The 23470-nt window shown below is 65.6% G+C and carries 33 protein-coding genes; 19 read left to right on the top strand and 14 right to left on the bottom strand.

Annotated features, from left to right (window positions below):
* The first annotated feature begins 61 nt into the window (after nt 1–61).
* Nucleotides 62–2695 carry a DNA mismatch repair protein MutS gene (mutS, locus tag WFP44_RS11190; RefSeq protein WP_336926644.1) on the top strand — a complete coding sequence of 878 codons (2634 nt, stop codon included), beginning with the start codon at nt 62–64 and terminating at the stop codon, nt 2693–2695.
* A gap of 18 nt (nt 2696–2713) precedes the next feature.
* Here the strand turns inward: mutS and WFP44_RS11195 are convergent, their stop codons facing one another.
* The 3 genes from WFP44_RS11195 to gluQRS are packed head-to-tail and all read right to left on the bottom strand — an operon-like array spanning nt 2714 to nt 4386.
* Nucleotides 2714–3280 (bottom strand): cob(I)yrinic acid a,c-diamide adenosyltransferase, encoded by a 567-nt coding sequence (locus WFP44_RS11195; protein WP_336926645.1) that lies wholly within the window; start codon nt 3278–3280, stop codon nt 2714–2716.
* 25 nt (nt 3281–3305) lie between these two features.
* Complete coding sequence (locus tag WFP44_RS11200) at nt 3306–3539, bottom strand: hypothetical protein (RefSeq protein WP_336926646.1); 234 nt, start codon at nt 3537–3539, stop codon at nt 3306–3308.
* A gap of 10 nt (nt 3540–3549) precedes the next feature.
* Nucleotides 3550–4386 (bottom strand): tRNA glutamyl-Q(34) synthetase GluQRS, encoded by an 837-nt coding sequence (gene gluQRS / locus WFP44_RS11205; RefSeq protein ID WP_336926647.1) that lies wholly within the window; start codon nt 4384–4386, stop codon nt 3550–3552.
* A gap of 191 nt (nt 4387–4577) precedes the next feature.
* On the opposite strand from gluQRS, the gene WFP44_RS11210 reads away from it, so the two are divergent.
* A complete protein-coding gene (locus WFP44_RS11210; RefSeq protein ID WP_336919227.1) occupies nt 4578–5138 on the top strand; it encodes an HNH endonuclease in 561 nt (186 codons plus the stop codon).
* 3 nt (nt 5139–5141) lie between these two features.
* On the opposite strand, the gene WFP44_RS11215 is transcribed toward WFP44_RS11210, so the two are convergent.
* The 4 genes from WFP44_RS11215 to dksA form a co-directional block, all read right to left on the bottom strand.
* Nucleotides 5142–5570: a DUF4112 domain-containing protein gene (locus WFP44_RS11215; RefSeq protein ID WP_336926648.1), complete on the bottom strand. Its 429-nt coding sequence runs from the start codon at nt 5568–5570 to the stop codon at nt 5142–5144.
* A gap of 65 nt (nt 5571–5635) precedes the next feature.
* On the bottom strand, nt 5636–7105 hold the full coding sequence (locus tag WFP44_RS11220; protein ID WP_336926649.1) for an ABC transporter substrate-binding protein: 1470 nt from the start codon (nt 7103–7105) through the stop codon (nt 5636–5638).
* Between the two features lie 91 nt (nt 7106–7196).
* Nucleotides 7197–7571 carry a PilZ domain-containing protein gene (locus tag WFP44_RS11225; protein WP_336926650.1) on the bottom strand — a complete coding sequence of 125 codons (375 nt, stop codon included), beginning with the start codon at nt 7569–7571 and terminating at the stop codon, nt 7197–7199.
* Nucleotides 7572–7707: 136 nt separating this feature from the next.
* Nucleotides 7708–8166 (bottom strand): RNA polymerase-binding protein DksA, encoded by a 459-nt coding sequence (gene dksA, locus WFP44_RS11230; protein WP_336926651.1) that lies wholly within the window; start codon nt 8164–8166, stop codon nt 7708–7710.
* Between the two features lie 286 nt (nt 8167–8452).
* Here dksA and WFP44_RS11235 point away from each other — a divergent pair, with 286 nt between their 5' ends.
* Complete coding sequence (locus WFP44_RS11235) at nt 8453–8785, top strand: SEL1-like repeat protein (protein WP_336926652.1); 333 nt, start codon at nt 8453–8455, stop codon at nt 8783–8785.
* Nucleotides 8786–8789: 4 nt separating this feature from the next.
* Here WFP44_RS11235 and WFP44_RS11240 read toward each other — a convergent pair whose 3' ends face one another.
* From WFP44_RS11240 to WFP44_RS11260, 5 genes are read right to left on the bottom strand one after another with little or no spacing between them, the layout of a single operon-like run.
* Nucleotides 8790–9932, bottom strand: coding sequence for a GNAT family N-acetyltransferase (locus tag WFP44_RS11240; protein ID WP_336926653.1), 1143 nt, complete (start codon nt 9930–9932; stop codon nt 8790–8792).
* Between the two features lie 10 nt (nt 9933–9942).
* Nucleotides 9943–10719 (bottom strand): glycerophosphodiester phosphodiesterase family protein, encoded by a 777-nt coding sequence (locus tag WFP44_RS11245; protein WP_336926654.1) that lies wholly within the window; start codon nt 10717–10719, stop codon nt 9943–9945.
* A complete protein-coding gene (locus WFP44_RS11250; RefSeq protein ID WP_336926655.1) occupies nt 10706–11164 on the bottom strand; it encodes a RidA family protein in 459 nt (152 codons plus the stop codon). The genes WFP44_RS11245 and WFP44_RS11250 overlap by 14 nt, the downstream gene beginning before the upstream one ends.
* A complete protein-coding gene (locus WFP44_RS11255; RefSeq protein WP_336926656.1) occupies nt 11161–11805 on the bottom strand; it encodes an HAD family hydrolase in 645 nt (214 codons plus the stop codon). Before WFP44_RS11255 ends, WFP44_RS11250 begins: the two co-directional genes overlap by 4 nt.
* Nucleotides 11802–12089 carry a DUF3572 family protein gene (locus WFP44_RS11260; RefSeq protein ID WP_336926657.1) on the bottom strand — a complete coding sequence of 96 codons (288 nt, stop codon included), beginning with the start codon at nt 12087–12089 and terminating at the stop codon, nt 11802–11804. Before WFP44_RS11260 ends, WFP44_RS11255 begins: the two co-directional genes overlap by 4 nt.
* 83 nt (nt 12090–12172) lie before the next feature.
* Between WFP44_RS11260 and WFP44_RS11265 the strand changes: the two genes are divergently transcribed.
* Complete coding sequence (locus WFP44_RS11265) at nt 12173–12550, top strand: response regulator (protein WP_336926658.1); 378 nt, start codon at nt 12173–12175, stop codon at nt 12548–12550.
* Between the two features lie 21 nt (nt 12551–12571).
* Here WFP44_RS11265 and WFP44_RS11270 read toward each other — a convergent pair whose 3' ends face one another.
* Complete coding sequence (locus WFP44_RS11270; protein ID WP_336926659.1) at nt 12572–13111, bottom strand: Pycsar system effector family protein; 540 nt, start codon at nt 13109–13111, stop codon at nt 12572–12574.
* Nucleotides 13112–13253: 142 nt separating this feature from the next.
* Here WFP44_RS11270 and WFP44_RS11275 point away from each other — a divergent pair, with 142 nt between their 5' ends.
* Both WFP44_RS11275 and spt read left to right on the top strand, forming a co-directional pair.
* On the top strand, nt 13254–13496 hold the full coding sequence (locus WFP44_RS11275; RefSeq protein ID WP_336919188.1) for an acyl carrier protein: 243 nt from the start codon (nt 13254–13256) through the stop codon (nt 13494–13496).
* Nucleotides 13497–13498: 2 nt separating this feature from the next.
* Nucleotides 13499–14719, top strand: coding sequence for a serine palmitoyltransferase (gene spt / locus WFP44_RS11280; protein WP_336926660.1), 1221 nt, complete (start codon nt 13499–13501; stop codon nt 14717–14719).
* A 35-nt stretch (nt 14720–14754) separates the two neighbouring features.
* Here the strand turns inward: spt and WFP44_RS11285 are convergent, their stop codons facing one another.
* Nucleotides 14755–15396 (bottom strand): YqaA family protein, encoded by a 642-nt coding sequence (locus WFP44_RS11285; RefSeq protein WP_336926661.1) that lies wholly within the window; start codon nt 15394–15396, stop codon nt 14755–14757.
* 266 nt (nt 15397–15662) lie between these two features.
* Between WFP44_RS11285 and WFP44_RS11290 the strand changes: the two genes are divergently transcribed.
* From WFP44_RS11290 to WFP44_RS11350, 13 genes are all read left to right on the top strand, one after another.
* Nucleotides 15663–16145 carry a hypothetical protein gene (locus WFP44_RS11290; RefSeq protein ID WP_336926662.1) on the top strand — a complete coding sequence of 161 codons (483 nt, stop codon included), beginning with the start codon at nt 15663–15665 and terminating at the stop codon, nt 16143–16145.
* Nucleotides 16135–17469, top strand: coding sequence for a DNA-packaging protein (locus WFP44_RS11295; RefSeq protein WP_336926663.1), 1335 nt, complete (start codon nt 16135–16137; stop codon nt 17467–17469). Before WFP44_RS11290 ends, WFP44_RS11295 begins: the two co-directional genes overlap by 11 nt.
* 25 nt (nt 17470–17494) lie before the next feature.
* Nucleotides 17495–18658 (top strand): phage portal protein, encoded by a 1164-nt coding sequence (locus WFP44_RS11300; RefSeq protein WP_336926664.1) that lies wholly within the window; start codon nt 17495–17497, stop codon nt 18656–18658.
* Between the two features lies 1 nt (nt 18659).
* Entirely contained in the window at nt 18660–18968 is a 309-nt protein-coding gene (locus tag WFP44_RS11305; RefSeq protein ID WP_336926665.1) for a DUF6127 family protein, read from the top strand.
* The gene (locus WFP44_RS11310) at nt 18965–19384 is read left to right on the top strand and encodes an HK97 family phage prohead protease (protein ID WP_336926666.1); all 420 of its coding nucleotides are present in this window, start codon (nt 18965–18967) and stop codon (nt 19382–19384) included. Before WFP44_RS11305 ends, WFP44_RS11310 begins: the two co-directional genes overlap by 4 nt.
* Before the next feature lie 97 nt (nt 19385–19481).
* Entirely contained in the window at nt 19482–20621 is a 1140-nt protein-coding gene (locus tag WFP44_RS11315; RefSeq protein WP_336926667.1) for a phage major capsid protein, read from the top strand.
* Nucleotides 20622–20787: 166 nt separating this feature from the next.
* Nucleotides 20788–21336 carry a head-tail connector protein gene (locus tag WFP44_RS11320; protein ID WP_336926668.1) on the top strand — a complete coding sequence of 183 codons (549 nt, stop codon included), beginning with the start codon at nt 20788–20790 and terminating at the stop codon, nt 21334–21336.
* Nucleotides 21333–21512 (top strand): hypothetical protein, encoded by a 180-nt coding sequence (locus WFP44_RS11325; protein WP_336926669.1) that lies wholly within the window; start codon nt 21333–21335, stop codon nt 21510–21512. The genes WFP44_RS11320 and WFP44_RS11325 overlap by 4 nt, the downstream gene beginning before the upstream one ends.
* Nucleotides 21513–21515: 3 nt before the next feature.
* Nucleotides 21516–21908 carry a DUF3168 domain-containing protein gene (locus WFP44_RS11330; protein WP_336926670.1) on the top strand — a complete coding sequence of 131 codons (393 nt, stop codon included), beginning with the start codon at nt 21516–21518 and terminating at the stop codon, nt 21906–21908.
* A gap of 23 nt (nt 21909–21931) precedes the next feature.
* A complete protein-coding gene (locus WFP44_RS11335) occupies nt 21932–22339 on the top strand; it encodes a phage major tail protein, TP901-1 family (RefSeq protein WP_336926671.1) in 408 nt (135 codons plus the stop codon).
* A complete protein-coding gene (locus tag WFP44_RS11340) occupies nt 22336–22674 on the top strand; it encodes a gene transfer agent family protein (protein ID WP_336926672.1) in 339 nt (112 codons plus the stop codon). Before WFP44_RS11335 ends, WFP44_RS11340 begins: the two co-directional genes overlap by 4 nt.
* Before the next feature lie 2 nt (nt 22675–22676).
* Complete coding sequence (locus WFP44_RS11345) at nt 22677–22892, top strand: phage tail assembly chaperone (protein WP_336926673.1); 216 nt, start codon at nt 22677–22679, stop codon at nt 22890–22892.
* A gap of 7 nt (nt 22893–22899) precedes the next feature.
* Nucleotides 22900–23466: a tail tape measure protein gene (locus WFP44_RS11350; RefSeq protein ID WP_336926674.1), complete on the top strand. Its 567-nt coding sequence runs from the start codon at nt 22900–22902 to the stop codon at nt 23464–23466.
* Nucleotides 23467–23470 lie beyond the last annotated feature (4 nt).

A 23470-nucleotide genomic window follows, 5' to 3' on the forward strand; every position in this document is an offset into this window, starting at 1 on the left:
GGGGAAAGCTGGCCCCGCGCCCTTTCCGAATCGCTGCGCGCCCGCTTACTTCGCAGCCGCCATGTCTACGCCCGCCACCCCGATGATGCAGCAATATCTCAGCCTGAAGGCCGAGGCCGGAGATTGCCTGCTGTTCTACCGCATGGGCGACTTTTTCGAGCTGTTCTTCGACGATGCGAAAAAGGCGGCCGCCCTGCTCGACATCGCGCTCACCAGCCGGGGTGAACATGGCGGGGAGCCGATCCCGATGTGCGGGGTGCCGGTGCATTCGGCCGAAGCCTATCTCGCCCGGCTCATCCGCGCCGGATGCCGCGTGGCGATTGCCGAACAGGTCGAAACGCCGGAGGAGGCGCGTCAGCGCGCCAAACGCGAAGGGACGCCATCGTCCAAGGCGCTGGTGGCGCGCGCCATTGTCCGCTTCGTCACCGCCGGCACGTTGACCGAGGAAGCGCTACTCGAACCCCGCCGCGCCAATATGCTGGCGGCAGTGTGCGAGGTGCGCGGGGTGATCGGTATTGCGGCGTGCGATATCTCCACCGGGCGCATGGAGCTGGAGGAATGTCCGCCAGAGGCGCTGGGCGCGGCGCTGGCCCGCATCGGCGCAAGCGAGGTGGTCGCCCCCGAAGGCATGGCCGAAGCGATCGTCAGCGCGCCGCTCGATGCGATCCCGCGTCCGCGCACCGATTTTGCCAGCGCCGAGGGCGAGGCGCGGCTGAAGCGCATCCACGGTGTCGCCTCGCTGGACGGGATGGGCAGTTTCACCCGCGCCATGCTGGCAGCGGCGGGCGGCCTGATCGCCTATCTCGACCATGCCGGGCGCGGCCGCTTGCCGCTGCTCCTGCCGCCGGTCGTGCGCAGCCATGCGGGCCATTTGGCGATGGACGAGGCGACGCGCGCCAGCCTGGAAATCACCTCCAGCCAAAGCGGCGGGAGGGCGGGCTCACTGCTCGCCGAGGTGGATCGCTGCGTCACCGGGGCGGGTGCGCGGCTGCTGGCCGATGATCTGTCCGCCCCGCTGGCTGATCGCAGCCCGATCGAGGAGCGGCTCGCGCTGGTGGCCGAAATTCACCGCGATCCGCTGCTGCGCGCGGATATGCGTGCACATTTGCGGGCCATCCCCGATCTGGGCAGAGCATTGGGCCGGATTGTCGCTGGGCGCGGTTCTCCGCGCGACCTTGGCCAATTGCGCGACGGGCTGGAGGAGGCGCGGCGGCTGCACAGCCTGCTGGCGGCGCGCAAGGATCGCCCCGCCTTGCTGGACACGCTGCTGCCTGACCTGACCGGCCATGGCGCGCTGACCGATCTGCTTTCACGGGCGCTGGTGCCTTCCCCGCCGACCGAACGCGCGCAGGGCGGCTATATTGCCAGCGGATATGATCACGCGCTGGATGAATTGCGTGAAATGTCGGGCAATGCGCGCCGCGCGATTGCCGCGATGGAAGCGCGATACCGCGACGAGACGGGCATTGCCTCGCTCAAGATCCGGCACAATGGCGTGCTCGGCTATTTCATCGAAGTGCCCGCTGCCCGCGCCGATGCGCTGATGGCGCCGGATGCGGGCTTCATCCACCGCCAGACCATGGCCAATGTGGTGCGCTTCAACTCGCTGCGCCTGCACGAGGAAGCGACGCGCATTGCCGAGGCGGGCGGCCGCGCGCTGGCGGCGGAGGAGGCGCATTTCGAGGAGCTGGTGGAACACGCCGTTGCCGCGCGGGAGAAAATCGCGGCAACTGCCGCCGCGCTTGCCCGGCTGGATGTTGCCGCAGCCCTTGCCGAACGAGCGGCGGAAGGCGGCTGGACACGGCCACAGATCGTGGAAGAGCCGGTGCTGACGATCACGGGCGGGCGGCATCCGGTGGTGGAGGCCGCCCTCGCCAAAGCGGGCGCGCGCTTCGTGGCGAATGATTGCAATCTTGCACCCGATGACCGGCTGTGGCTGGTGGGCGGGCCGAATATGGGGGGCAAATCCACTTTCCTGCGGCAAAATGCGCTGATCGTGCTGCTGGCGCAGGCGGGCAGCTTTGTTCCGGCGGACAGCGCCACGGTGGGACTGGTAGACCGGCTGTTCAGCCGTGTGGGCGCGGCAGACAATCTGGCGCGCGGGCGCTCCACCTTCATGGTCGAGATGGTGGAGACTGCCGCCATTCTGGCGCAGGCGGGGACACGTAGCTTTGTTATCCTGGATGAAGTGGGGCGCGGCACCTCCACCTATGACGGGCTGGCGATCGCCTGGGCGGTGGCCGAGGCGATCCATGAGACGAACCGCAGCCGCTGCCTGTTCGCCACGCATTACCATGAAATGGCGCGGCTGGCGGAAAGCTGCCCGGCCTTGTCGCTGCACCATGTGCGCGCCAGCGAATGGAAGGGCGAACTGGTGCTGCTGCACGAAGTGGCGCGGGGCCCGGCAGACCGCTCCTATGGCCTTGCGGTGGCGCGGCTCGCAGGGGTTCCGCTGCCCGTGGTCACGCGGGCAAAAGCGGTGCTGGCCCGGCTGGAAAAAGGGCGGGCGGAAACAGGGGGCCTTGCTGCGGGCCTTGGCGAATTGCCGCTGTTTGCCGCCGCTGCGCAAGCCGCCGAACCCGCCCGCGACAGCTTGCGCGACAGTTTGCAGGAACTGGATATCGATGCGCTCACCCCGCGCGAGGCGCTCGATATGCTCTACCGGCTGAAAGCGCAGGCTGCTGCCGAGGATTAGGGAGGGAGCGAACCCAAGCTAGCGGCTGGCGCCGGGCACCCACAGCACATCGCCCGCACCGCCCGCATTCTCCGCGCGGGCTGCCACGAACAGATAATCCGACAGCCGGTTGATATAGGCGAGCGCCGCCGGGTTCACCGGTTCTGCCGCAGCCAGCGCCACCATCGCGCGTTCGGCCCGGCGCGCGGCGGTGCGCGCCAGGTGCAGGCGCGCGGCCGCTTCGCTTCCGCCGGGAAGGATAAAGCTGGCGAGCGGGGCAAGGTCGGCATCCAGCGCGTCGATCCGCTGCTCCAGCCACTCCACCTGCGTCGGCACGATGCGCAGCACCATCTGAGACGGGGCGAAATCCGTCCCCGGCGTGGCAAGATCTGCACCCAGGTCGAACAGATCATTCTGGATGCGCGCAAGATCGGCTGCGTGTCCAGCCTCAATGGCCAGCACGGCGAAACCGATGACGCTGTTGGCTTCATCCACCGCGCCCACCGCCTCGATCCGCGCCGCATATTTGGGCAGGCGCGACCCATCGACAAGGCCCGTTGTCCCGTCATCGCCGGTGCGGGTGTAAATGCGGGTGAGCGAAACCATCAGCCGGGGCGCGCAGGCCAAAAGGTCAGCTGTTGATAGCCAGCAGCACCGCTACCGCGACAATCGCCAGCGCCTGGTATTTGATGCGGGCAAACATCGCCTTGTTCTGCCGCACCTGCATTTCGGCCACGCGGGTGGTATCTTCCTGCTGCTCCAGATCGAGCTTGGTCGTCTGCAGGAAAGCCACGATCCCGCGGATGAGGGAAACGACGACCATCACGCTGAGGCCGATGATGAGGAGTGCAAGGAGCCAGTTCATAAGAGCCTATTTAGGCGCTTGAAAGCCAAATACCACCCGGCAATTGGCCCATGCGCAAGGCAGCCGCCAGCGCCAGTCCGTCCTCTCCCGCCAGCCGCCGGTCGGACAGGGCGGGCGAGTTGCGACGCTTGGCCAGTTTGCGGCCCTGTTCGTCCACCAGCAGCGCATGATGGTGCCAGCGCGGCACGGGCAGGCCGAGCAGTTCCTGAAGCAGCCGATGAATATGCGTGGCAGCAAACAGATCGGCCCCGCGCGTCACCAATGTCACCCCGTCCGCCGCATCATCCAGCGTGACCGCGAGATGATAGGAGGCGGGCGTGTCGGCATCCTTGCGCACCAGCACCACATCGCCCGCCAGATCGGGCCGCGCCGGCTGCTCTCCGGCCAGCGCATCGTGCCAGGTCAGCGGCCCGGTGCGCGCCAGGGCCGCCGCCACATCCAGCCGCCACGCGGCTGCCTCGCCCCATCCCGGTGGGTCGGCTTTGCAGGTGCCGGGATAGACCGGCCCGTCCGGCCCCATGGCACGGGCAGCGGCCGCGATTTCGGCACGGGTACAGCGGCAGGGATAGAGCAGACCCATCGCAGCGAGCGTGGCGGCGGCCACCTCATATGCGTCCACCCGACTGCTTTGCGCGGGCACTTCCTCGAACGTCAGGCCCAGCCAGGCCAGATCGGCACGGAAGCTGTCCGCCAGTTCGGGGCGTGATCGGCCGCCGTCAATATCCTCGATCCGCAGCAGGAAGCGCCCGCCGCTGTTGCGCGCCAGATCATGCGCAACGATGGCCGACCAGGCATGGCCCAGATGCAAGGCGCCGTTGGGGCTGGGGGCAAAACGGGTCACCTCCATGCTGCTGCTCCTGCTGCGAGTCGACGATAATCCTGTGGCCGATGATCCGGTGGCCAATAAACCTGTGAATTGCGCTTGTGTAACAGGCTTGACGCTTTTTGGCGCAAATGCTCACCTGCAGGCATCAGGGAGGACACAAGCGAGTGTTCAAGGCCGAACTGATTGACCGTGCTGCGCACTTCCGCAGCATCATGGAAGATCCGGCGCGCAGGCTGGAAAGCTGCCCGGCGCTGGTGCTTAATGCTGACTATACCCCGCTGTCCTATTACCCGCTCAGCCTGTGGCCGTGGCAGACCGCGATCAAGGCGGTTTTCCTCGAACGGGTGGACATCGTGGCGAGTTACGAACGGCAGGTGCATTCGCCTTCGCTCGACATGAAGATTCCTTCGGTCATCGCGCTCAGGCAATATGTGAAGCCGTCGGAATTCCCCGCCTTCACGCGCTTCAACCTGTTCCTGCGCGACCGTTTTGCCTGCCAGTATTGCGGCAGCGGGCAGCATCTTACCTTCGACCATGTCGTCCCGCGCCGGCTGGGCGGGCGGACCAGCTGGGAAAACATCGCCACCGCCTGCGCACCGTGCAACATGAAGAAGGGCGGGCGCACGCCGAAGGAAGCGGGGATGCATCTGGCGGTTACGCCGATCCGCCCCACCAGCTGGCAATTGCACCAGCACGGCAAGAGCTTTCCGCCCAATTACCTGCACGAAACCTGGCGTGACTGGCTCTATTGGGACATCGAACTGGAAGAGTAGATGCTACCCCTCCACCACCCGCGTGGCAGGATGATGCTTGTCCAGATGCCGTTTGATGATTTTCAGGTTGCGGGTGTTTGACCGGAACAGCACATCGAACAGATCGCCCGCCACCGGCACCGCGCCCACCGCCGTATCGAACAGCACATTGCTTGCCATGCGCGCCAATTGCCATTTGGGCAGGCCCAGATTGCGCCCCTCCCACACGATATACAGGCCCATGGCCGCAGTGATCACATCGCCCAGTACCGGAACCAGCCCGCCAATGGCGTCGAGGCCCACGCGGCGGTTGAGGCCGGGAATCACAAAGGCACGCTCCAGCACCGCTTCCATGGCTTCCACACGGCGACGGATCGCCACCGGATCACGGCCCAGCAAGGCCTGCGCGTCGATGCTGGCCATCATCGGCTGCGGTCGCACACGTTCGGTCATCGCAAAAATCCTCCAACAACCGTGCGGATCGCGATCTCCAAAGCCATCCGCCGGTCACCGCTGTGTTATTTGGGTATGACAGCCATCTGCGGCAAGGGGTGGTGCGCCCACTGGTTGGGTGCAAAGCCCTGCACATTGCCGCGCACCAGAGCCCAGCGCAGCGGCGAGCCAAAAGGAATATAGATATTGGCGGCGGTCAGCGTGGCTTCCGCTTCGCCCAGCAGCAGAGCGCGCCGGGCGCCGTCACGCTCGTCCAGCGCGCGGCCGGCCGCCCGGTCGGCTTCCGGGCTGCACAGCCCGCGATCGAGCTGGCAATTGAACTGGTTCAGGAACCAGCGCGCCGAAGCATAGCGCGCCACCCGGTCCACCAACGCCAGATCGGCATCAGCCCCCGGCTCTACCCGCACCAGCACAACGCCCACCTCGGCCAGCTGGCGGCGCAATTCGGCAAACAGCAGCCGGTGGCCGGGCGTATCGCCGAGAGCTACGGAAATGCGCGCGTTCTCGGTATTCTCGGCGCTGGCGGCAAAGGCCTGCGCTGCGCGGGCCCGCCTCTCGTCCATCCCCATGCCCTGCCAGCGTTCGCCCACAACGCCCGGATCATCGGGCAGATCGGGTGCGACCAGCCGCGTAGTGGGCACCCATCCGGCGATGTTGAACGCGGCCGCCAGCGCCGGCCGGTCGATCGCCATGGCCAGCGCCTCGCGCCCCAGCGGCGTTGCCAGCACCCCGCGCGCGCGCATCACCTGCAGCCCGAACAGACCGATGGCCGGATCCAGCCGCACCGTCCCGCGCGACAGCGGCCCGGTATCGGCCAGGGGGAGCGAAGCGAGCTGGCCGCCCAGCACCACTTCGAATTCGCCCGATCCGAACCGTTCCAGCGCCTCGGCAGCGGGGAGTGCGTGCAGATGAACTGCGCGCACTCTGTCCTGCCAGTTTTCCTCTTCCGGCAGGCCGCGTTCGGGCGGAGGACGCATCGACAAAACCGCGCCCCCTTCCTCGCGAGTCAGGAGCATCGGCCCGGTCTCGCCTTCGCCACTGGTCAGGCCCAGTTCGGGCTGCGCCAGCAATTGCAGCAATTCAGGCACCGGGCTGGCCAGCCGTATTTCCACCACGCGGCCCGCCATGGCGCGCACATCGTCAATTGGCGCCAGATCAAGGCCGAGCGAGGTGCCGCGCAGATTGCGGATGGCCCGGCGCAGAGCATCGCGCACGCTTTCAGCAGTCAGATCCTCGCCATTGGGCCAGGTCCCGTCGCGCAGGCGGAACACGAAGATGCTGCCCCCGTCGGTGACGTTCCAGCGATCAGCCAGCGCGGGCACGACTTCGCCCGTTGCATCCATGGCGACCAGGCCAGACCTTGTGGCCCCGACGATATGTTGCGCCCCTTCGGACAGGCGAATTCCGCCGGTGAACAGGCTGGCCTCATCCTCGTCCATGAAGGCGACATCGAATTCGCCATTGCCGCCTGCGCAACCGGCCAGCAGCAGGGCGGCAGCGAGCAGGGTTGGCAGTCGAAAGCGGGCCTGGGACATACGCCCGACACTAGGCGCATGGACGGCCCGCATCAACGGCAGGGACAAATCTGCCGGCACAACAAGCGCGAACTGCGGGTTTGCGACCCTGTCAGATCTTGCGCAGGCGCGAGGCGTCGGGTGCAGGGGGGGATGGCAGGATCGGCTTGTGCACGGCGCTCACCCCCGCCGGCGGGGGCGAAGTGACGGGTGCGCGGGCGCGGGCCGGATCAATCTCGGCGACAAAGGCGATGCCGAAACGCTCATCCTGCTTCCAGGCCACCGAACCCTTCACCCAACCGATATTGCGCAGTTCCACCGCGACAAGCTGACCGCGTTCAACCAATACGTGGCCTTCGGCCATCATGCCGCCGGCGGAAAGGTTGCGCACTTTGACCCGGTACAGCTCCTCGCTGCCATCAATGCGCAGCTGGGCCAGCAGAAACAGGCTGTCGCGGTTAACCTGACGGGTGTCGACATTGTTCATTTTCGCCAATGGTCCTGTGGTGCGCGCTGGGATGGACCCCGGTCGCGCGGGAACACTCGTGCGAATTTCCTGCAGCCATTCTGGCTAACGGGTTGTTAACGGGTGCCCCCGAAAGACAGGTCTGTCCCGTAACGGGTCAGTCGTCGCGCGAAATCTTTTCGCGTCGTTCGTGCGCCTGCTGTGCTTCCACCGTCATGGTGGCGATGGGGCGTGCGATGAGGCGGTTGATGCCGATGGGGTCGCCGGTGACTTCGCACCAGCCATATTCGCCCTCGTCGATCCGGCGCAGCGCCGCGTCGATCTTGGTAATCAGCTTGCGCTGGCGGTCGCGGGTGCGCAGTTCAATGCCCCAGTCGGTTTCGGACGAGGCGCGGTCGTTCAGGTCGGGCTCGCGGATGGGGCCGTCCTGCAGGCTCTGCAACGTGCCTTCCGACGCTTCCAGAATGCTTTTCTTCCATTCCAGCAGCAGCACGCGAAAATAGTTGAGCTGCGCCGCCGACATATATTCTTCATCTTCGGAAGGGGCGTAATCGCTGGGCAGGGCTCGCTTGGCCTTGGCCAGAATATCGATGTCACCCCGGGGAACCGACGCCATTGTGCACTCCGCATCCTGATCCATACCGGCCTGTCCTGCGTCAAACGGCGCCTGCCCATTTGGATCTTTTGGCGGCCTGAACCAGGCTGTGGATTTGAGGCGCGCCTATAGTGGGCAGGCCCGCATGGCACAAGCGGCAAATAGGGAAAGTTCCGCTGCTCCCTTCCTCCGCCCCGCGAAGCACTTGGTGAGTTCGTTAACCATTTCTTGACCATGTTTGTCAGAAGATCAGCTTCAGACGCCCGCCCTATGGGGGTTTGCGGGCCGAAGATGGGGGTTAACGGTCATGGAACTTGCCAAGATCGAAACATTTGCCAAGATCACGCCCGCGCAGCCGGCAGAGCCGGATCTGCAGGTGGCGCAATGTCTGGCGGCGGCCGCAGCGGGCGATACCAGCGCCTATTTCGACCTGGGCGTGATGTATTCCACCGGCAGCCACGGTGTAGCTGCCGACATGATCGAAGCGCATAAATGGTTCAACCTCGCCGCCAGCCGCGGCCACGAGGAAGCCGCCTGGTGCCGGGCCGATGTGGCGGACGAGATGACCGCCCGCGAGATTGCCGAAGCCCAGCGCCGCGCGCGCGAATGGCTGTCTGCGGGAACCCGCCGCGCCGCCTGATGCCCTAATCCTTGCGGAATGGGGTGCGTTCGCTGAGGTAATTCCGGTCGGCAGCCACGCCGCACCGCTCGCGCTCCAGGAAATCGGCCACGGCTTTGCGGAAACCCGGATCGGCAATATAGTGCATCGATGTGGTCGGCACGGGTTCATAACCGCGCGCCAGCTTGTGCGTCCCCTGGGCGCCCGCCTCGACCCTTTTCAGCCCCCTTGCGATCGCCACGTCGATCGCCTGATAATAACACAGCTCGAAATGCAGGAAGGGGCGGTCCACCGTGCAGCCCCAATAGCGGCCATAGAGCGCGTCGGCCCCGATGAAATTGAGCGCGCCGGCAATCGGCCGATCCCCTTCGAAGGCCAGCACCAGCAGAATGTCCTGCGCCATGCGTTCCCCCAGCAGGTCGAAGGCAGAGCGCGTGAGATAGGGCGTGCCCCATTTGCGCGCGCCGGTATCCTGATAGAAGATCCAGAAGGCATCCCAGTGTTCGGGGCGAATATCGCCGCCTGTCAGGCACCGGATTGTTACCCCGGCCTGCGCGCCCTCGCGCTCCTTGCGGATCGCCTTGCGCTTGCGCGAGGAAAGGCTGGTGAGGAAATCGTCAAAAGTCCGGTAATCGCGGTTGATCCAGTGGAACTGGATATCTTCCCGCCGCAGCCAGCCAGCCTCAGCAAACAGCGCGTGCTGCGCGGGATCGACAAAGGTGGCGTGCGCCGATGACAGCGCGTTGTCATCGCACAGTTTTTCGGCCGCACGCAGCAGGACGGGGGCAAGGTCGGTCGCATCCTTGCGCAGCAGCAGCCGCGGGCCGGTGGCCGGGGTGAATGGCGCGGCGATCTGGAGCTTGGGATAGTAATTTCCCCCCGCCCGGTGCCACGCATCGGCCCATCCGTGATCGAACACATATTCGCCCTGGCTGTGAAACTTGGCGTAAGACGGCAGCGCGCCCAGCAGATTGCCGCCCGCATCCTCCAGCACGATCGGCAGGCTTTGCCAGCCGGTGCCTTCGCCCACGCTGCCCGAATCCTCCATCGCGGAGAGGAAGGCGTGCCGCATGAAGGGGTTGGTGCCGCCGGTCAGCGCATCCCATTGGGCCGGATCAAGCGCGCCTACGCCTTGCGCCACGCGGATGGATATGTCGCCGTGCCCCATGCGGCCCAAGCTAGGAAGCCGGCGGCAGCTTTGCGAGACCTGCCCCTTCGGCTATGGGTGCCGCACCATTTTCCCGCGCCAAAGCGGCCAAGGCCGGAGTGGATACCGTCCAGCTGAGCAGTGGCAGGCCGCGCTTTTTCTGCGCCGTTGCAAAGCCGCTGGGCAGATCGCGCACATCATAGGCCAAGAACTGCGCGCGCGCGTGCCACAGCGCCAGATGGCGGCGGACAAGGCCTGAGAAGGTGCGGCTGTTCTGCTCACTCACCACCAGCCCGCGCAGGATATGCGGCGCGCGAAGCGCAAACCAGCGGCCCACGCGCGGGTCGAAACTCATGACGGCCGCCTGCCCGGTATAGCCTTCCAGATCGCGCCGCACCGCGCGGCACAGGCGGTGGACGGAACGCCCACGTTCGGTCTTCAGCTCGATCAGCAGCGGCACGCGGGCTGCCACCAGGTCGAGTAGATCGCGCAGGGTGGGGATGGTTTCCCCGCCTTTGACGAGGGGCGTGGCGGTCACCTCGCCCACGCTCAAGCCGTCGATCCGGCCCTCTCGTCCTGCCAGCCGGTCAAGCGTGGCATCGTGGAACACCACCGCACGGCCATCCAGCGTGCAGCGCACATCGCATTCAATCCCCAGCCCCGCACCGATTGCCGCGGCAAAGGCGGCGGGCGAGTTTTCCTCCACCAACCCGCCATGGAGGCCGCGATGGGCATAGCTATGCGCACCCAGCCACCCCGCACGGGCGGGATCAGGCGGCGGCGCGCGCCAGCTGTCAATCAGCGCCAAGGGCAAAGATCGCGTCCACTTCCACCGCCGCGCCCAGCGGCAGCACCGGCACGCCCACCGCGCTGCGCGCATGGCGTCCGGCATCGCCAAACACGGCCACCATCAGTTCGGAGGCACCATTGGCGACCTTGGGCTGATCGGTGAAATCGGCGGTGGAATTGACGAAGGCGCCCAGCTTCACCACGCGGACAACACGGTCGAGCAGACCGGCGGCCTGCAATTGCGCCAGCAGCATCAGCCCGCACGCCTGCGCGGCTTCATGCCCGGCTTCAAGGGTCACATCCTCGCCCAGCCGCCCGGTTACCAATTGCCCGTTCACAAAGGGAAGCTGGCCTGAGATATGCGCCAGCCCGCCCGCAACCACCACGGGCACATAGGCCGCCACCGGCGCAGCAGCGGCGGGAAGGGAAAGGCCCAGTTCAGCCAGACGGTCGGCGACGTTCATCCATCTTCTCCATGCCCATCCTTGCCATGCAGGGTTTCCAGCAGCCAGGGCAAGGCCGCATCCCAGTGATCGATCCGCGCGTCCGCATGGCCCGCTGCGAAAGCGCAGGGCACGTGCGGCGCAATCGCCGCCTCGCCGCAGAAATGCAGCCGCCTGACCTGCGGCACAACCCCTGCGGCCGATTCGTGGTGCACCGCGATATCGTCGATAAAGACCGCGCGCGTGGGGGCGAAATGATCGACAATCCGCGCCAGCGCCCCGCCCTTGGGGCCCTGATTGGTGAAGACCTGCGCGTGAATGCCCAGATCGCGCAATTGCCGCGTGCGCGCTTCCTGCCGCTTGTCCTGCAAATTGGTCAGGATCACCACATCCGCTTCGCGCTGCAATTCGGCAATGGCCGCCACCGCGCCCGCGATCGGCGTCTGGCTGGGCATCTGCGTGTCGAAAAAGAGGTTGAGATAATCCCACATCTCCTCCTCGCTCAGCGGATCGGGTGAACCCCGCCTCCGCATCGAATCGCGGAAGCTGTGTCCTTCCAGCGTGAAATCCACCTCGTGCTCAGCATCCAGCCAGCTACGGAAATGGCGCACCATGTGCAGCAGCACCTCGTCACAATCGGTGACCACAAGCGGGCGGCTCATGCGAGGAAATCCGGTTGGCCTGCGTTGCGCAGGGTTTCGGGGGAAATGCCCAGCGATTCGGCGGCGCCAACAAGATCAGGCTCGTGCGCGCAGAGGAATTCGATGATAGCCCGGTGCGTCGCCTCCTCGCCCAATGCTGCCCGCAACCCATCGGCATCAAGCCCCGTCAGGTCGAGGAAACGCTGCGCGCGCCGGTCATCGGACAGGATGAAGCCCAGCGCACCAAGCGCCAGCGCCGCGGCTTCATCGGGATCGGGGAGTGACGGGTTACGAATTGTCAGCATTCCGATATGCAGTTAGAGGGTATGGGACACGATGCGCCGAGGGGCAAATCAACAATCGGCAACACCGTGTGTTCGGGGACGCAATGACCAAACGAATCCTCGTTGTCGAGGACAACGATCTCAACCGGAAGCTTTTCTGCGATGTGCTGCGCGCGGGTGGCTTCGCGGTGGAGCCTGTTGCAGATGGCAACGAAGCGTTGGAAAGGGCGCGCGGGTTTCAACCCAATCTGGTGGTGATGGATATCCAGTTGCAGGATGTTTCGGGCCTTGACCTCATCGCCAGCATGAAAAGCGATTCCGCGCTGTGCGAAGTTCCGGTTCTGGCTGTCACCGCCTATGCCGGGAAAGGTGACGAGGAGCGGATCCGCGAAATCGGGGCAGAGGGCTATTTGTCCAAGCCTGTCTCGATCGGTCCATTCATGGCCGCCGTGCGGGGGCTGATCGATCGGCCACTCGCCTGAACCGGACGTTGGCCTGACCGGTCAGCTTGACGCCATTTCTACGGCAAAACCGGTGAGAGTCAGCACCAACCCGACGATAAAGGTGCGATAGGCCAGCGCCAGATAGCGGTATTTCCGCCGCTGCAGCACCTGTCCATTTTGATAGATGTCGTGCAGCATTACGCGGAACACATCCTCGTCGCTGTGGAGTTGGGCAAGGATGTCGCGCGTCCATTGCTCCTCGTCCAGATCGGCGAAATGCCCGAAGAACATCAGGTTTGGCTTCACGCCCGCGGGCGGCTTCGCCACCGAGGGGATCACCGCCGCTACGGCCAGCAGCGAACTGAGGAAGGCGGACACCGCAAGGATCACCAGGGACCAGGGCACCTCGCCGCTGAGGGCGCGGCTGACGGTAATCGAAAAGACCAGAAAGGTCGCCCCCATCAGGATCGAGGCCTTTTGATCCGCCATCTGCGAGAGAGTCAGCGAATTGACCTGCACCGTGCGCAGCATCTGCACCGCTTGGACGGAATAGGCCGCCGCCATCGCTGCCTTGGCCGGGCCCTCAGTCGGCTGTTCCATTATCCACCCCGCTTGCTCTTTCCGCCCCTGCCGCTGGATAGCGACTGCGGCGAGTGCTTGACAAGCGGGCGAAAGAGCCGCTTTTCGAGCCCATGATCCGGCGTTACCTGCCGGGTGCCAGAACCAAGAATGGAAATCCGCCATGGATCGCGCCGAAATCGACAGCACCATCCGCTCGATCATCGAGCCGTTCAACAAGAAGGGCATTGCCGTGGCAGAGGATACGACCTTTGCCGGCGATCTGGAATTCGACAGCCTGACCGTGATGGATTTCGTGGCCGAGATCGAGGACGCGTTCGACATCATCATTTCGATGAACCAGCAGGCCGAGATCGAGACCTACGGTCAGCTTGTAGATGCTGTCGCAAAGCTTCAGGGGGAATAACCATGAGCGACACCCTCACCGAAACCCGCGACCTGTTCTCCAAGTTCGACGAGATTATCGCAGTGCGCGAAAACCTGCTGGCGCAGGGAGTTGAAGATCCCTTCAGCCTTGTCATGGAGAAAGTTCTCTCGCCCACGCGGGCGATCTGCAACGGGCGCGATACGATCCTGCTTGGCACCTACAATTACATGGGGATGACGTTCGATCCGGACGTGATCCAGGCGGGCAAGGACGCGCTGGACCAGTTCGGTGCGGGCACCACCGGCAGCCGCGTTCTCAACGGCACGTATCAGGGCCACCGCGAGGTCGAGCAGGCACTGCGCGAATTCTATGCCATGGATCACGCCATGGTGTTCTCGACCGGTTATCAGGCCAATTTGGGGATTATCTCCACCATTGCGGGAAAGGGCGATTACATCATCCTCGACATCGACAGCCATGCCTCCATCTGGGATGGCTGCAAGATGGGCGATGCCGAAGTGGTGCCGTTCAAGCACAACGATATCGACGCGATGGAGAAGCGCCTGAAGCGCATTCCCGAAGGCGCGGGCAAGCTAGTGGTGCTCGAAGGCGTTTATTCGATGCTTGGCGATGTCGCCCCGCTCAGGGAAATGGTCGCCATTGCGAAGAAGTATGGCGCCATGGTGCTGGTGGACGAGGCGCATTCGATGGGCTTCATCGGCGAGCACGGGCGCGGCGTGGCGGAGGAGCAGGGTGTGATCGATGATGTCGATTTCATCATCGGCACCTTCTCCAAGAGCGTGGGCACGGTGGGCGGATTTTGCGTATCGAACCATCCCAAGTTCGAAATCATGCGGCTGGTGTGCCGCCCTTACGTTTTCACCGCCAGCCTCCCGCCATCGGTTGTCGCCACGGCGGCCACCTCGATCCGCAAACTGATGCACGGTGCGGCCAAGCGCGCGCATTTGTGGGAAAACTCCCGCTCGCTGCACGGCGGGCTGAAGGCGCTGGGCTTTCAGCTCGGCACCGACACTCCGCAAAGCGCGATTGTGGCGGTCATCATGCCTGATCTGGAGCGGGGCGCGATGATGTGGGAAGCGCTGCTGAAGGAAGGGCTTTACGTCAACCTTGCCCGCCCGCCCGCCACTCCTGCGGGAATGACGCTGCTTCGCTGCTCGCTGTGTGCGGAACACAGCGTCGAGGAGGTCGCCACGATCCTCGGTATGTTCGAACGCGCCGGCAAGGCGGTCGGGATTATCTGACGGCGGGGGGATTGCTCCCCTGCGTCATCGGGCAATCACAGCGTCTCCAGGGTCGCCGCGGCGCAGGGATCGGTCGCATCGTTCCCGCCGCGGTCGATCTGTGTGATGGCAATGAAACCGCCGATCACCAGCACCACGAACAGCGCTGTCAGGCGTCCCAGATACCTGTCGATGAACACCTTGATCGGGGCACCGAACAGGCGGAACAGCACGCCCACGGTCATGAAGATGAACCCGCGCCCGGCAATGCTCGCCAGCGTGAATGTCAGCAGGTTCATCTCGATGAAACCGGCGGTAATCGTCAGCAGCTTGAAGGGAACTGGCGTGGTGCCTGCGATCACGATCACTTCCCAGTCGTAGGCGCGCAGATGGCAGGCGGCCACGGGGAAGGCTTCGGTAAGGCCCAGCACGCCGATCAGCCATTCGCCAATCGCCTCGTACAGAAAATAGCCGATGGCATAGCCGAACAACCCGCCCAACACCGAAAAGGCGGTGCAGATGAAGGCAAAACGCAGCGCCTTGTGCGGCTCTGCCAGGCACATCAGGCCCAGCAACGGGTGCGGAGGAATGGGGAAAAAGCTCGATTCGACGAAAGCAAAGAAGGCCAGCCACCGCTCGGCCAGCGGGTGCGCGGCCTTGGCCAACGTCCAGTCATACAGTGCACGCAGCCACTTCATGCCACCATTCCACTCCGTTCGCCCGGCGCAACCGCCTCAGCGCGCCTAGGCGAGCCGATCCTTGCACGCAAGCCGCAAGATTTTTAACCGTAATGGCACTTTTCAATTGACATTGTCACGCTCTTTGGTTAGTGAAGCAGAACATCGCGAAAAACCGAGTCGCCCCTGGCACAGCAATCCAGGCGATGCGAACTCAGCGAATTGGGGCGGTCCTGCGGGGTCGCCCTTTTGCATTTCCGCCCGCTGCTTGCAGGAAATCTGGCCCCATGCCCCAACGCACCAAGATAAACCCCGCGCTGCGCGTGGGGGAAAAGGACAATCTCGACCGCCACTGGCGCACGCTGTTTCTCGATACGCTGGCCGAAACATCCAATGTCAGCGAAGCGGCCCGCCGCGCCGGGATCAATCCCAGCCGCGCCTATAAGGTCCGCCGGGAAGAAGCCGTCTTTCGCCAGAAATGGAACGCGGCACTTGTGGAAGGCTATGACCACCTCGAAATGGAAACGCTGCACCGCCTGCGCATGGGGGTGGATGCCGGCAAGGATGACCGCAAGTTCGACATCGCCAACGCGCTGCGCCTGCTGACGCTGCACCGCGAGACTGTGGCGCGCGAGCGCGCACTGACCGGTGAAGATGACGAGGAAAGCGTCCTGGCAGAGCTCAACGCCCGGCTCGAGGCGATGCGCGCCCGCGAAGGGGAACTGGCGGAATTGTTCGCCCATGAAGATGCCGGTTCCGATGCCGCATAGGTTCCGTCGCTGGCTGCTGGAACAGGACAGCGACCTTTCCGCGCATCTGCTTGATCACAAGCTGGAAGAACGGCACCGCCGCAGGTTGATGACCTGGTGGCCCTTTTGGGCGCGGCCCGAACAGCTTCCCCCGCCGGGTGATTGGCGCATATGGCTGATCTGCGCGGGGCGCGGATTTGGCAAGACGCGTGCAGGCGCCGAGTGGGTGGGCATGGTGGCCCGCGCCGATCCCGCAGCACGCATTGCGCTGGTTGGATCGTCGATTGGCGAGGCGCGCAGCGTGATGGTGGAAGGCGAAAGCGGGCTGCTTGCCTGCGGCCCGCGCGCCAAACGCCCCCGCTTCGAAGCGTCGCTGCGCCGCTTGACCTGGCCCAATGGCGCGCAGGCCACGCTCTATTCCGCAGCCGAGCCGGACAGCTTTCGCGGCCCGCAGCACAGCCATGCGTGGTGCGACGAAATCGCCAAATGGGATAATTCTTCTGCCCGCGCAGTGCAGGCTTGGGATAATCTGCTGATGGGCTTGAGATTGGGCCATTCCCCGCGTGTGCTTGCAACCACAACACCGCGCGCCGTGCCGCTGCTCACCCGCCTGTTGGCCGAGGCGGAAACGGAAAGCGACATGGTGGTGACACGGGGGCGCACCTGGGACAACAGCGCCAATCTGCCCGCCCGCTTCCTGGCCGCCATGCGCCGCCAGTTCGGCACCAGCGCGCTGGGCCGGCAGGAGCTGGAAGGCGAGATGCTGACCGATATCGAGGGCGCGCTGTGGACCCGCGCGCTGATCGAACGATGCCGCGAAACGCTCACCGAAGAACCCTTGGTGCGTGTGGTGATCGGCGTTGACCCTCCGGCCAGCGCTGCGGGTGATGAATGCGGCATCGTGGTGGCAGGCATTACCGCCACCGGCGCGGGCAAGGTGCTGGCCGATCACTCGCTGGCGGGCGCCAGCCCCGAAGGCTGGGCGCGCGCCGTGGCTTCCGCGATGACGCGCTGGCAGGCCGATCGCGTGGTGGCCGAAGCCAATCAGGGCGGCGACATGGTGGCAAGCGTGCTGCGCGCCGCCGATTGCCAGATGCCGGTGCGCCTCGTCCATGCCAGCCGCGGAAAGGTGGCCCGCGCCGAACCGATCGCCGCGCTCTACGAAACGGGCCGCGTGCATCACATCGGCCAGTTCCCCCGGCTGGAGGATCAGCTCTGCGGCCTGATCGTGGGCGGCGGATATCAAGGGCCGGGCCGCAGCCCCGACCGCGCCGACGCCCTCGTCTGGGCGCTGAGCGAACTGATGCTGGGCCAGCGCGGCGACCCCAGCATCAAGCGCCTTTAGAAGTTACCACACAAGGAACCCTCCCATGTCCTTCATCGACACCCTGCGTTCCGCCTTCAAGGGCGGGGCGCGCAGCCATGTGCCCTTGGCGCGCAGCTTTGCCTCGCCCTGGTTCTTCGCGGACGAGCAGGGCGGCGCGCCGCGCGCGTTTGAATATGGCCGCGATGCCGCCAGCGCTTTCCTGCACAATCCGGTGGCGCAGCGCGCCGTGCGGATCGTGTCCGAAGGGCTGGGCAGCGCCCCGCTCAATCCCATGGCGCCCGAAGTGGAAGCGCTGGTGCGCGATACCAGCGCGGGCCAGTCGCTGCTGGAAACGCTCGCCGCGCATCTGCTGCTCCACGGCAACGCCTTCGCTCAAATTATCCGCGACGGCGCGGGCCGCCCGGTGGAGCTGTTTGCGCTGCGCCCCGACCGGGTGAGCGTGCAGGCGGGCCCCGATGGCTGGCCCGCCGCCTGGCGCTACCGTGTGGGCGACCGCACCGTGACGATCCCGGTGGAGGACGAGGACGGCTGGCCCTGCATCATTCATCTGAAGGCGTTTCACCCGCTGGACGATCATTACGGTGCAGGCTGCCTTGCTGCCGCCGCGCAATCGGTGGCGATCCACAATGCCGCCGCACGCTGGAACTGTGCGCTGCTGGAGAACGCCGCGCGGCCTTCCGGCGCGCTGGTTTATGATGGCCCTGCCGACAGCGGCGGCCTGACCGATGACCAGTTCGACCGGCTGCGCGCCGAGCTGGCGCAGGCTTATGCCGGGGGCGGCAATGCCGGGCGGCCCATGCTGCTCGAAGGCGGGCTGAAATGGCAGAGCCTGTCGCTCAGCCCCGCCGACATGGACTTTGCCGAACTGAAAGCGGCTGCCGCGCGCGACATTGCGCTCGCCTTTGGCGTGCCGCCCATGCTGCTCGGCCTGCCAGGCGACAACACCTATTCCAATTACCGCGAGGCGAACCGCGCCTTGTGGCGGCTGACCCTGCTGCCGCTGGCGGAGAAAATGCTGTCGGGCCTGGCTGAAGGGCTGGCCCCATGGTTCCCCGGCCTCTCCCTCTCCATCGATCTCGACCGGGTTCCTGCACTGGCGGAGGACCGCGAGAAATTGTGGGCGCAGGTGAGCGCGGCCGATTTCCTCGAACCCCACGAAAAGCGGGCGCTGCTGGGCATCGCGTCCCAGCCTGCCGGAAAGGACTGACATGACCAATGAAGATATGCTCGCCAAACTGATGGCGCAGGCCTCCACACAGGGTTCCGACCTCATCACCCTGCGTGCGATTGTGGAGGAATCGAGCGAGATCGGCGCCAAGCGCGTGCTTAGCCGCCTTGGCCTCGATGACGCCAACGCCTCGGAAGATCTCGACGAATTGCGCGAGCTGCTCTCCGCCTGGCGTGCGGCCAAGGCCAGCGCATCCAAGGCGGTGATTGAATGGGCGGTGCGCGGCCTGATGGCGGCGCTGCTGATCGGCATTGCCGTGCGCCTGGGCGTCGCGGATCTGCTGCGGTGAACGCGCGCACCTTGCGCCTGGCAGGCTATGCCGCGCTGTTCGATGTGCCCGATGGCGCAGGCGACATCATCGTGAAAGGCGCCTTTGCCCGCACGCTGGCCGGGCGACGCACGGCAACGCGGCACGCGGCGATCCCGCTTTACTGGCAGCACCGGCCCGAACAGCGCATTGGCGTGGTCGAACAAGCCGTGGAGGATGACCGCGGGCTGCGCATCATCGCCTCTATCGACAACCCGCAAAGCCGGGCCATGGCAGCCCTGCTGGCAGGCGCGGTGAACGGTCTTTCCTTCGGCTACCGCGCACGTGGCTTTCGTCCCCTGCCCAAAGGCCGGGTGCTGGAAGATATCGACCTAATCGAAGTCAGCCTCGTCACCCATCCGCTGCAGGCAGGCGCGCGCGTCCATCTGGTCCGCTGACCGCCGCACCTGCCGCCAACTCCGTTTCGTCCGGCCGCCATCGGGGCGGCCATTTTTGTGCCCCCAACCTCCCTCCCCAACAAAGGTGAATGCCCCCATGGAAAATGACACCACCACCGCTGCCCTGGAAACCAGCTTTGATCTGGTTGCCCGCCAGGACCAGACCGAACAGGATGTGAAACTGCTGCGTTCGGATGTGGACGAAGTAAAGGCCCGGCTCGACAAGGTCAGCCGTGCCGCCGCCCGCCCCGCCATCGGCGGCGCGAACGATGCCGCCAGCGTCGAAGTGAAGGGCTTTGTGAACCATTACCTGCGCCGCGGCGCGGATGCGGAATACAAGTCGATCAGCGGCGCAACGCCCAGCGAAGGCGGCTTTGCTGTCCCGCGCGAAATTGACGCGATGATCGGCGCCACGCTGAAGGATATCTCCCCCATCCGCGCGCTGGCGCAGGTGGTGCAGGTGGGCAGCGCGGGCTATCGCAAGTTGGTGACCACGGGCGGCACCGCGTCGGGCTGGGTCGGCGAAACCGCCGCGCGCCCCGAAACCGGAGCCCCCGACTTTGCCGAGATCGCGCCGCCCAGCGGCGAGCTTTATGCCAATCCGGCCGCCAGCCAGGCAATGCTGGACGATGCGGCATTCGACCTCGAAGGCTGGCTGGCGCAGGAAATCGCCATGGAATTCGCCCAGGCCGAAGGCGCGGCCTTCGTGAAAGGCACCGGTGTCAACCAGCCGCTCGGCTTCCTTGCCTCACCCACCTCGCTCGCCGGCGATGCGGTGCGCCCCTTCGGCACGCTGCAATATATCGGATCGGGCGATGCGGCAGGCTTTGACGCCAATCCGGAAAGCCGCCTGATCGACCTCGTCCATACGATGAAGTCGGGCCACCGCCAGGGCGCATCGTGGGTGATGAATTCGTCCACTCTGGCACTGGTGCGCAAGCTGAAGACTGCTGACGGCGCCTTCCTGTGGCAGCCGGGCCTGGTGGAAGGCCAGCCTGATCGCCTGCTCGGCTATCCGGTGGTCGAAGCGGAAGATATGCCCGATGTGGCGGCGGGCACGTTCCCCATCGCCTTCGGCAATTTCCGCGCCGGCTACCTGATCGCAGAACGCCACGCCACGCAGATCCTGCGCGATCCCTATACCAACAAGCCTTTCGTCCACTTCTACGCCACCAAGCGCGTGGGCGGGCAGGTGCTGGATAGCGCGGCGATCAAGCTGCTGAAGATCGAAGCCTAGTTCGTTTGCGCCCCCCGGCAGGTTGCGCACAGGCCTATGCCTGCCGCTGCACTGTCGGGGGATTAGCAAACAGCCCTTGCGCCGTGCGAAGGCGCATCTCCCTCCCCGCCGCAACCGCGCGGCGCAAGGGCACCCCCTTTCTGCCACACATTTTCAGGAGACCGCCATGAAGCGGGCAATCCTCGTGCCGCCCGTGCTTGCGCCGGGCGCTCTTGCCGAACTCAAGAACTGGCTCGCCATTTCCACCGCGCAGGACGACTTGACGCTGCTGGCCCTTCTGGGAAGCGCGCTGGATACGTGCGAAGCCTTTACCCGGACATTTCCGCTGATGGTGGAGGCGGAGGAGATCCTGCCTCCCTCCCGCGCGTGGCAAGGGCTTTCCTCCAATCCGGTGCAGGCGATCACGCAGGTTGAAGAACTGCGCCCCGATGGGTCCCGAACGGTCCTGGCCGCCGGCGCCTATGCCCTTGAACTGGAAGCCGGTGGCGCGGCGCGTCTGCGGCTCCTGTCCCCTGCGGTTACGGGCAGGCTGGCGGTGCGCATCACCGCCGGGCTTGCTGCCGATTGGGACACCCTGCCCGATGGCCTGCGCCACGGGGTTATCCGGCTGGCCGCGCATCATTACCGGCAACGCGACAATGCCGATGCCAACCCGGCCCCACCCGCAGCGGTCGCTGCACTGTGGAGCCCGTGGCGCCGGATGCGCCTGATATGATCGCCGCGCGCCGAAGCGAAACAAGCGGTTTTGCCGCGAGGCTGGCTTTGCGGGCCGCACAGATCGCCGCAGCAGCAACCGAAAGCGCACTTTACGCACGCAATGGCGATCCGCGCCGCTGGCGCCAGGCGCGGCTGCTGTGGCCGTTGTTCTCATCTCGCCCGGAAAGGGACTGATCCATGCTGGAAACACGCCTGCGCGCAGCCCTGATCGAATGGCTGCGCGCCGATCCGATTCTGGCCACTTCGCTCAATGCGGTGGTGGAGGAAGCGCCGTCACGCACCGCCGTGCCTTGGCTTGGTCTCGTTGCCAGCGCCAGCGCGGACTGGAGCGTGAAAGAGCGCGCGGGCCGCGAAGTGCGCGTGGCGCTGGAACTGCATCTGCGCGGCGACGATCCGCTGGCCGGTGCGGCACTGACCGCCGCGGTGGAATCGCGCATTGCCGGCCTGCCTCGCGCGCAGGTCGGGTTCGAAGTGATCAGCGCCCAATTCCTGCGCGCCCGCGCCGAACAGCGAACCGCCAACCAGCGCGCCATCCTGATCGAATACCGCTTCCGCCTGCTCGAAGCCTGACCCAACCACACGGAGAATTGCACATGACTGCCCAGAAAGGCTCCGCCTTCCTTCTCAAGATCAGCGACGGGGCCACCCCGCCTGCCTACCAGACCGTTGCCGGGCTGCGCACCACACAGATGTCGATCAATGGCGATGCTGTTGTCGTGACGCACAAGCAATCGGGCGGCTGGCGTGATCTGCTTTCCGGCGCTGGCAGCCGTTCGGTCTCGGTGAGCGCGGCGGGAATTTTCCTGGGCAGTGCAGCCGAGAACGCGATCCGCGCCAATGCGCTGGCAGGTGCGATCGCCGATTACGAACTGTCCTTCGAGGACGGCGCCCGGATGCGCGGCAAGTTCCTTGTCCAGCGGCTCGATTATGCCGGGGATTTCAACGGCGAACGCAATTACACCATGCAGCTGGAAAGCAGCGGCCCGGTTGTACCGGCATGAGCGCGTTTCCCGATCCTGCGCCCGGACAGCGCCCGGCAAATCCGGTGCGCGGCGAGGCGTCATTGGCGGTGGCGGGCACCGCGATCCTGCTACGTCCCAGCTTTGCCGCGCTTGTCGCGGCTGAAGGCGAACTTGGCCCGCTGTTCGCACTGGTCGAACGCGCGGCCGATGGGCGGCTTGGACTGGCGGAGACGGCTACGCTGTTCTGGCATTGCGCTGTTCCACAGGGCGCCGTCACCCGCGAGGAACTGGGCGAAGCCGTGCTGGAAATGGGCCTTGCCGCCGCCTCCACGCCCTTGCGCCAGTTGCTGGGCCAGATCCTGCAAGGGCGCTGACAATGGCCGGGGCCGAGCATCGCTTTGCCGCGGCGGCGCAGCAGCTTGCCGGCCTTGCCGCGCGCGGTCTGGGCTGGACGCCCGAGACATTCTGGAACGCCACGCCCGCCGAACTGGCTGCCAGTCTGGCATTCGAAGATCCGCAGCAACCGGCCCCAGTGGGGCGCCACGAACTTGCACAGATGATGGAGCGCGACGCGCATGGAAGACCCGATTGAAACACTCATGGTTGACGTCCGCGCCAACACGCAGGGCTTTCGCGCCGATGTGGACGCCATGCGCACCACCATGGATCGCGGGCTGGTCGATGGCTTTGAGCGTGCAGGGCAAGTGCTCGAACGCGGCCTGCTGTCTGCCATACGCAACGGCCGCACGGGCTTTGACGATCTGAAGCGTGTGGCGCTCAGCGCGCTCAATGAAATCGCCTCCCAGGCCGTCAGTTCGGGCATTGCCAGCCTGCTGGGTCGCCCGGCTGGCGGAGGAGGATCGGGCTTCGGGCTCGGTTCGATCGTGGCGCAACTGGTCGGCTCGGCCATGGGGCTGCCGGGCCGGGCCACCGGCGGGCCTGTTTCCCCCGGCCGCGCTTACCTCGTCGGCGAGCGCGGGCCCGAAATGTTCGTGCCCACCAGCGCAGGCCGGGTTGAGGCGGGCGGTTCGGCAAGCGGGCCTGCCCGCGATGTGCGCGTTTCGATCAGCCTTGCCGCGCCGCGCGGGTCGGATGTGCCGGGGACGCTGCGCCGTTCATCACGCCAGGTCGCCGCACAGGTTCGCCGCGCTCTCGACCAATACTGACGCC

Source organism: Alteraurantiacibacter palmitatis (genome assembly GCF_037154115.1).
Lineage (GTDB): Bacteria > Pseudomonadota > Alphaproteobacteria > Sphingomonadales > Sphingomonadaceae > Alteraurantiacibacter > Alteraurantiacibacter palmitatis.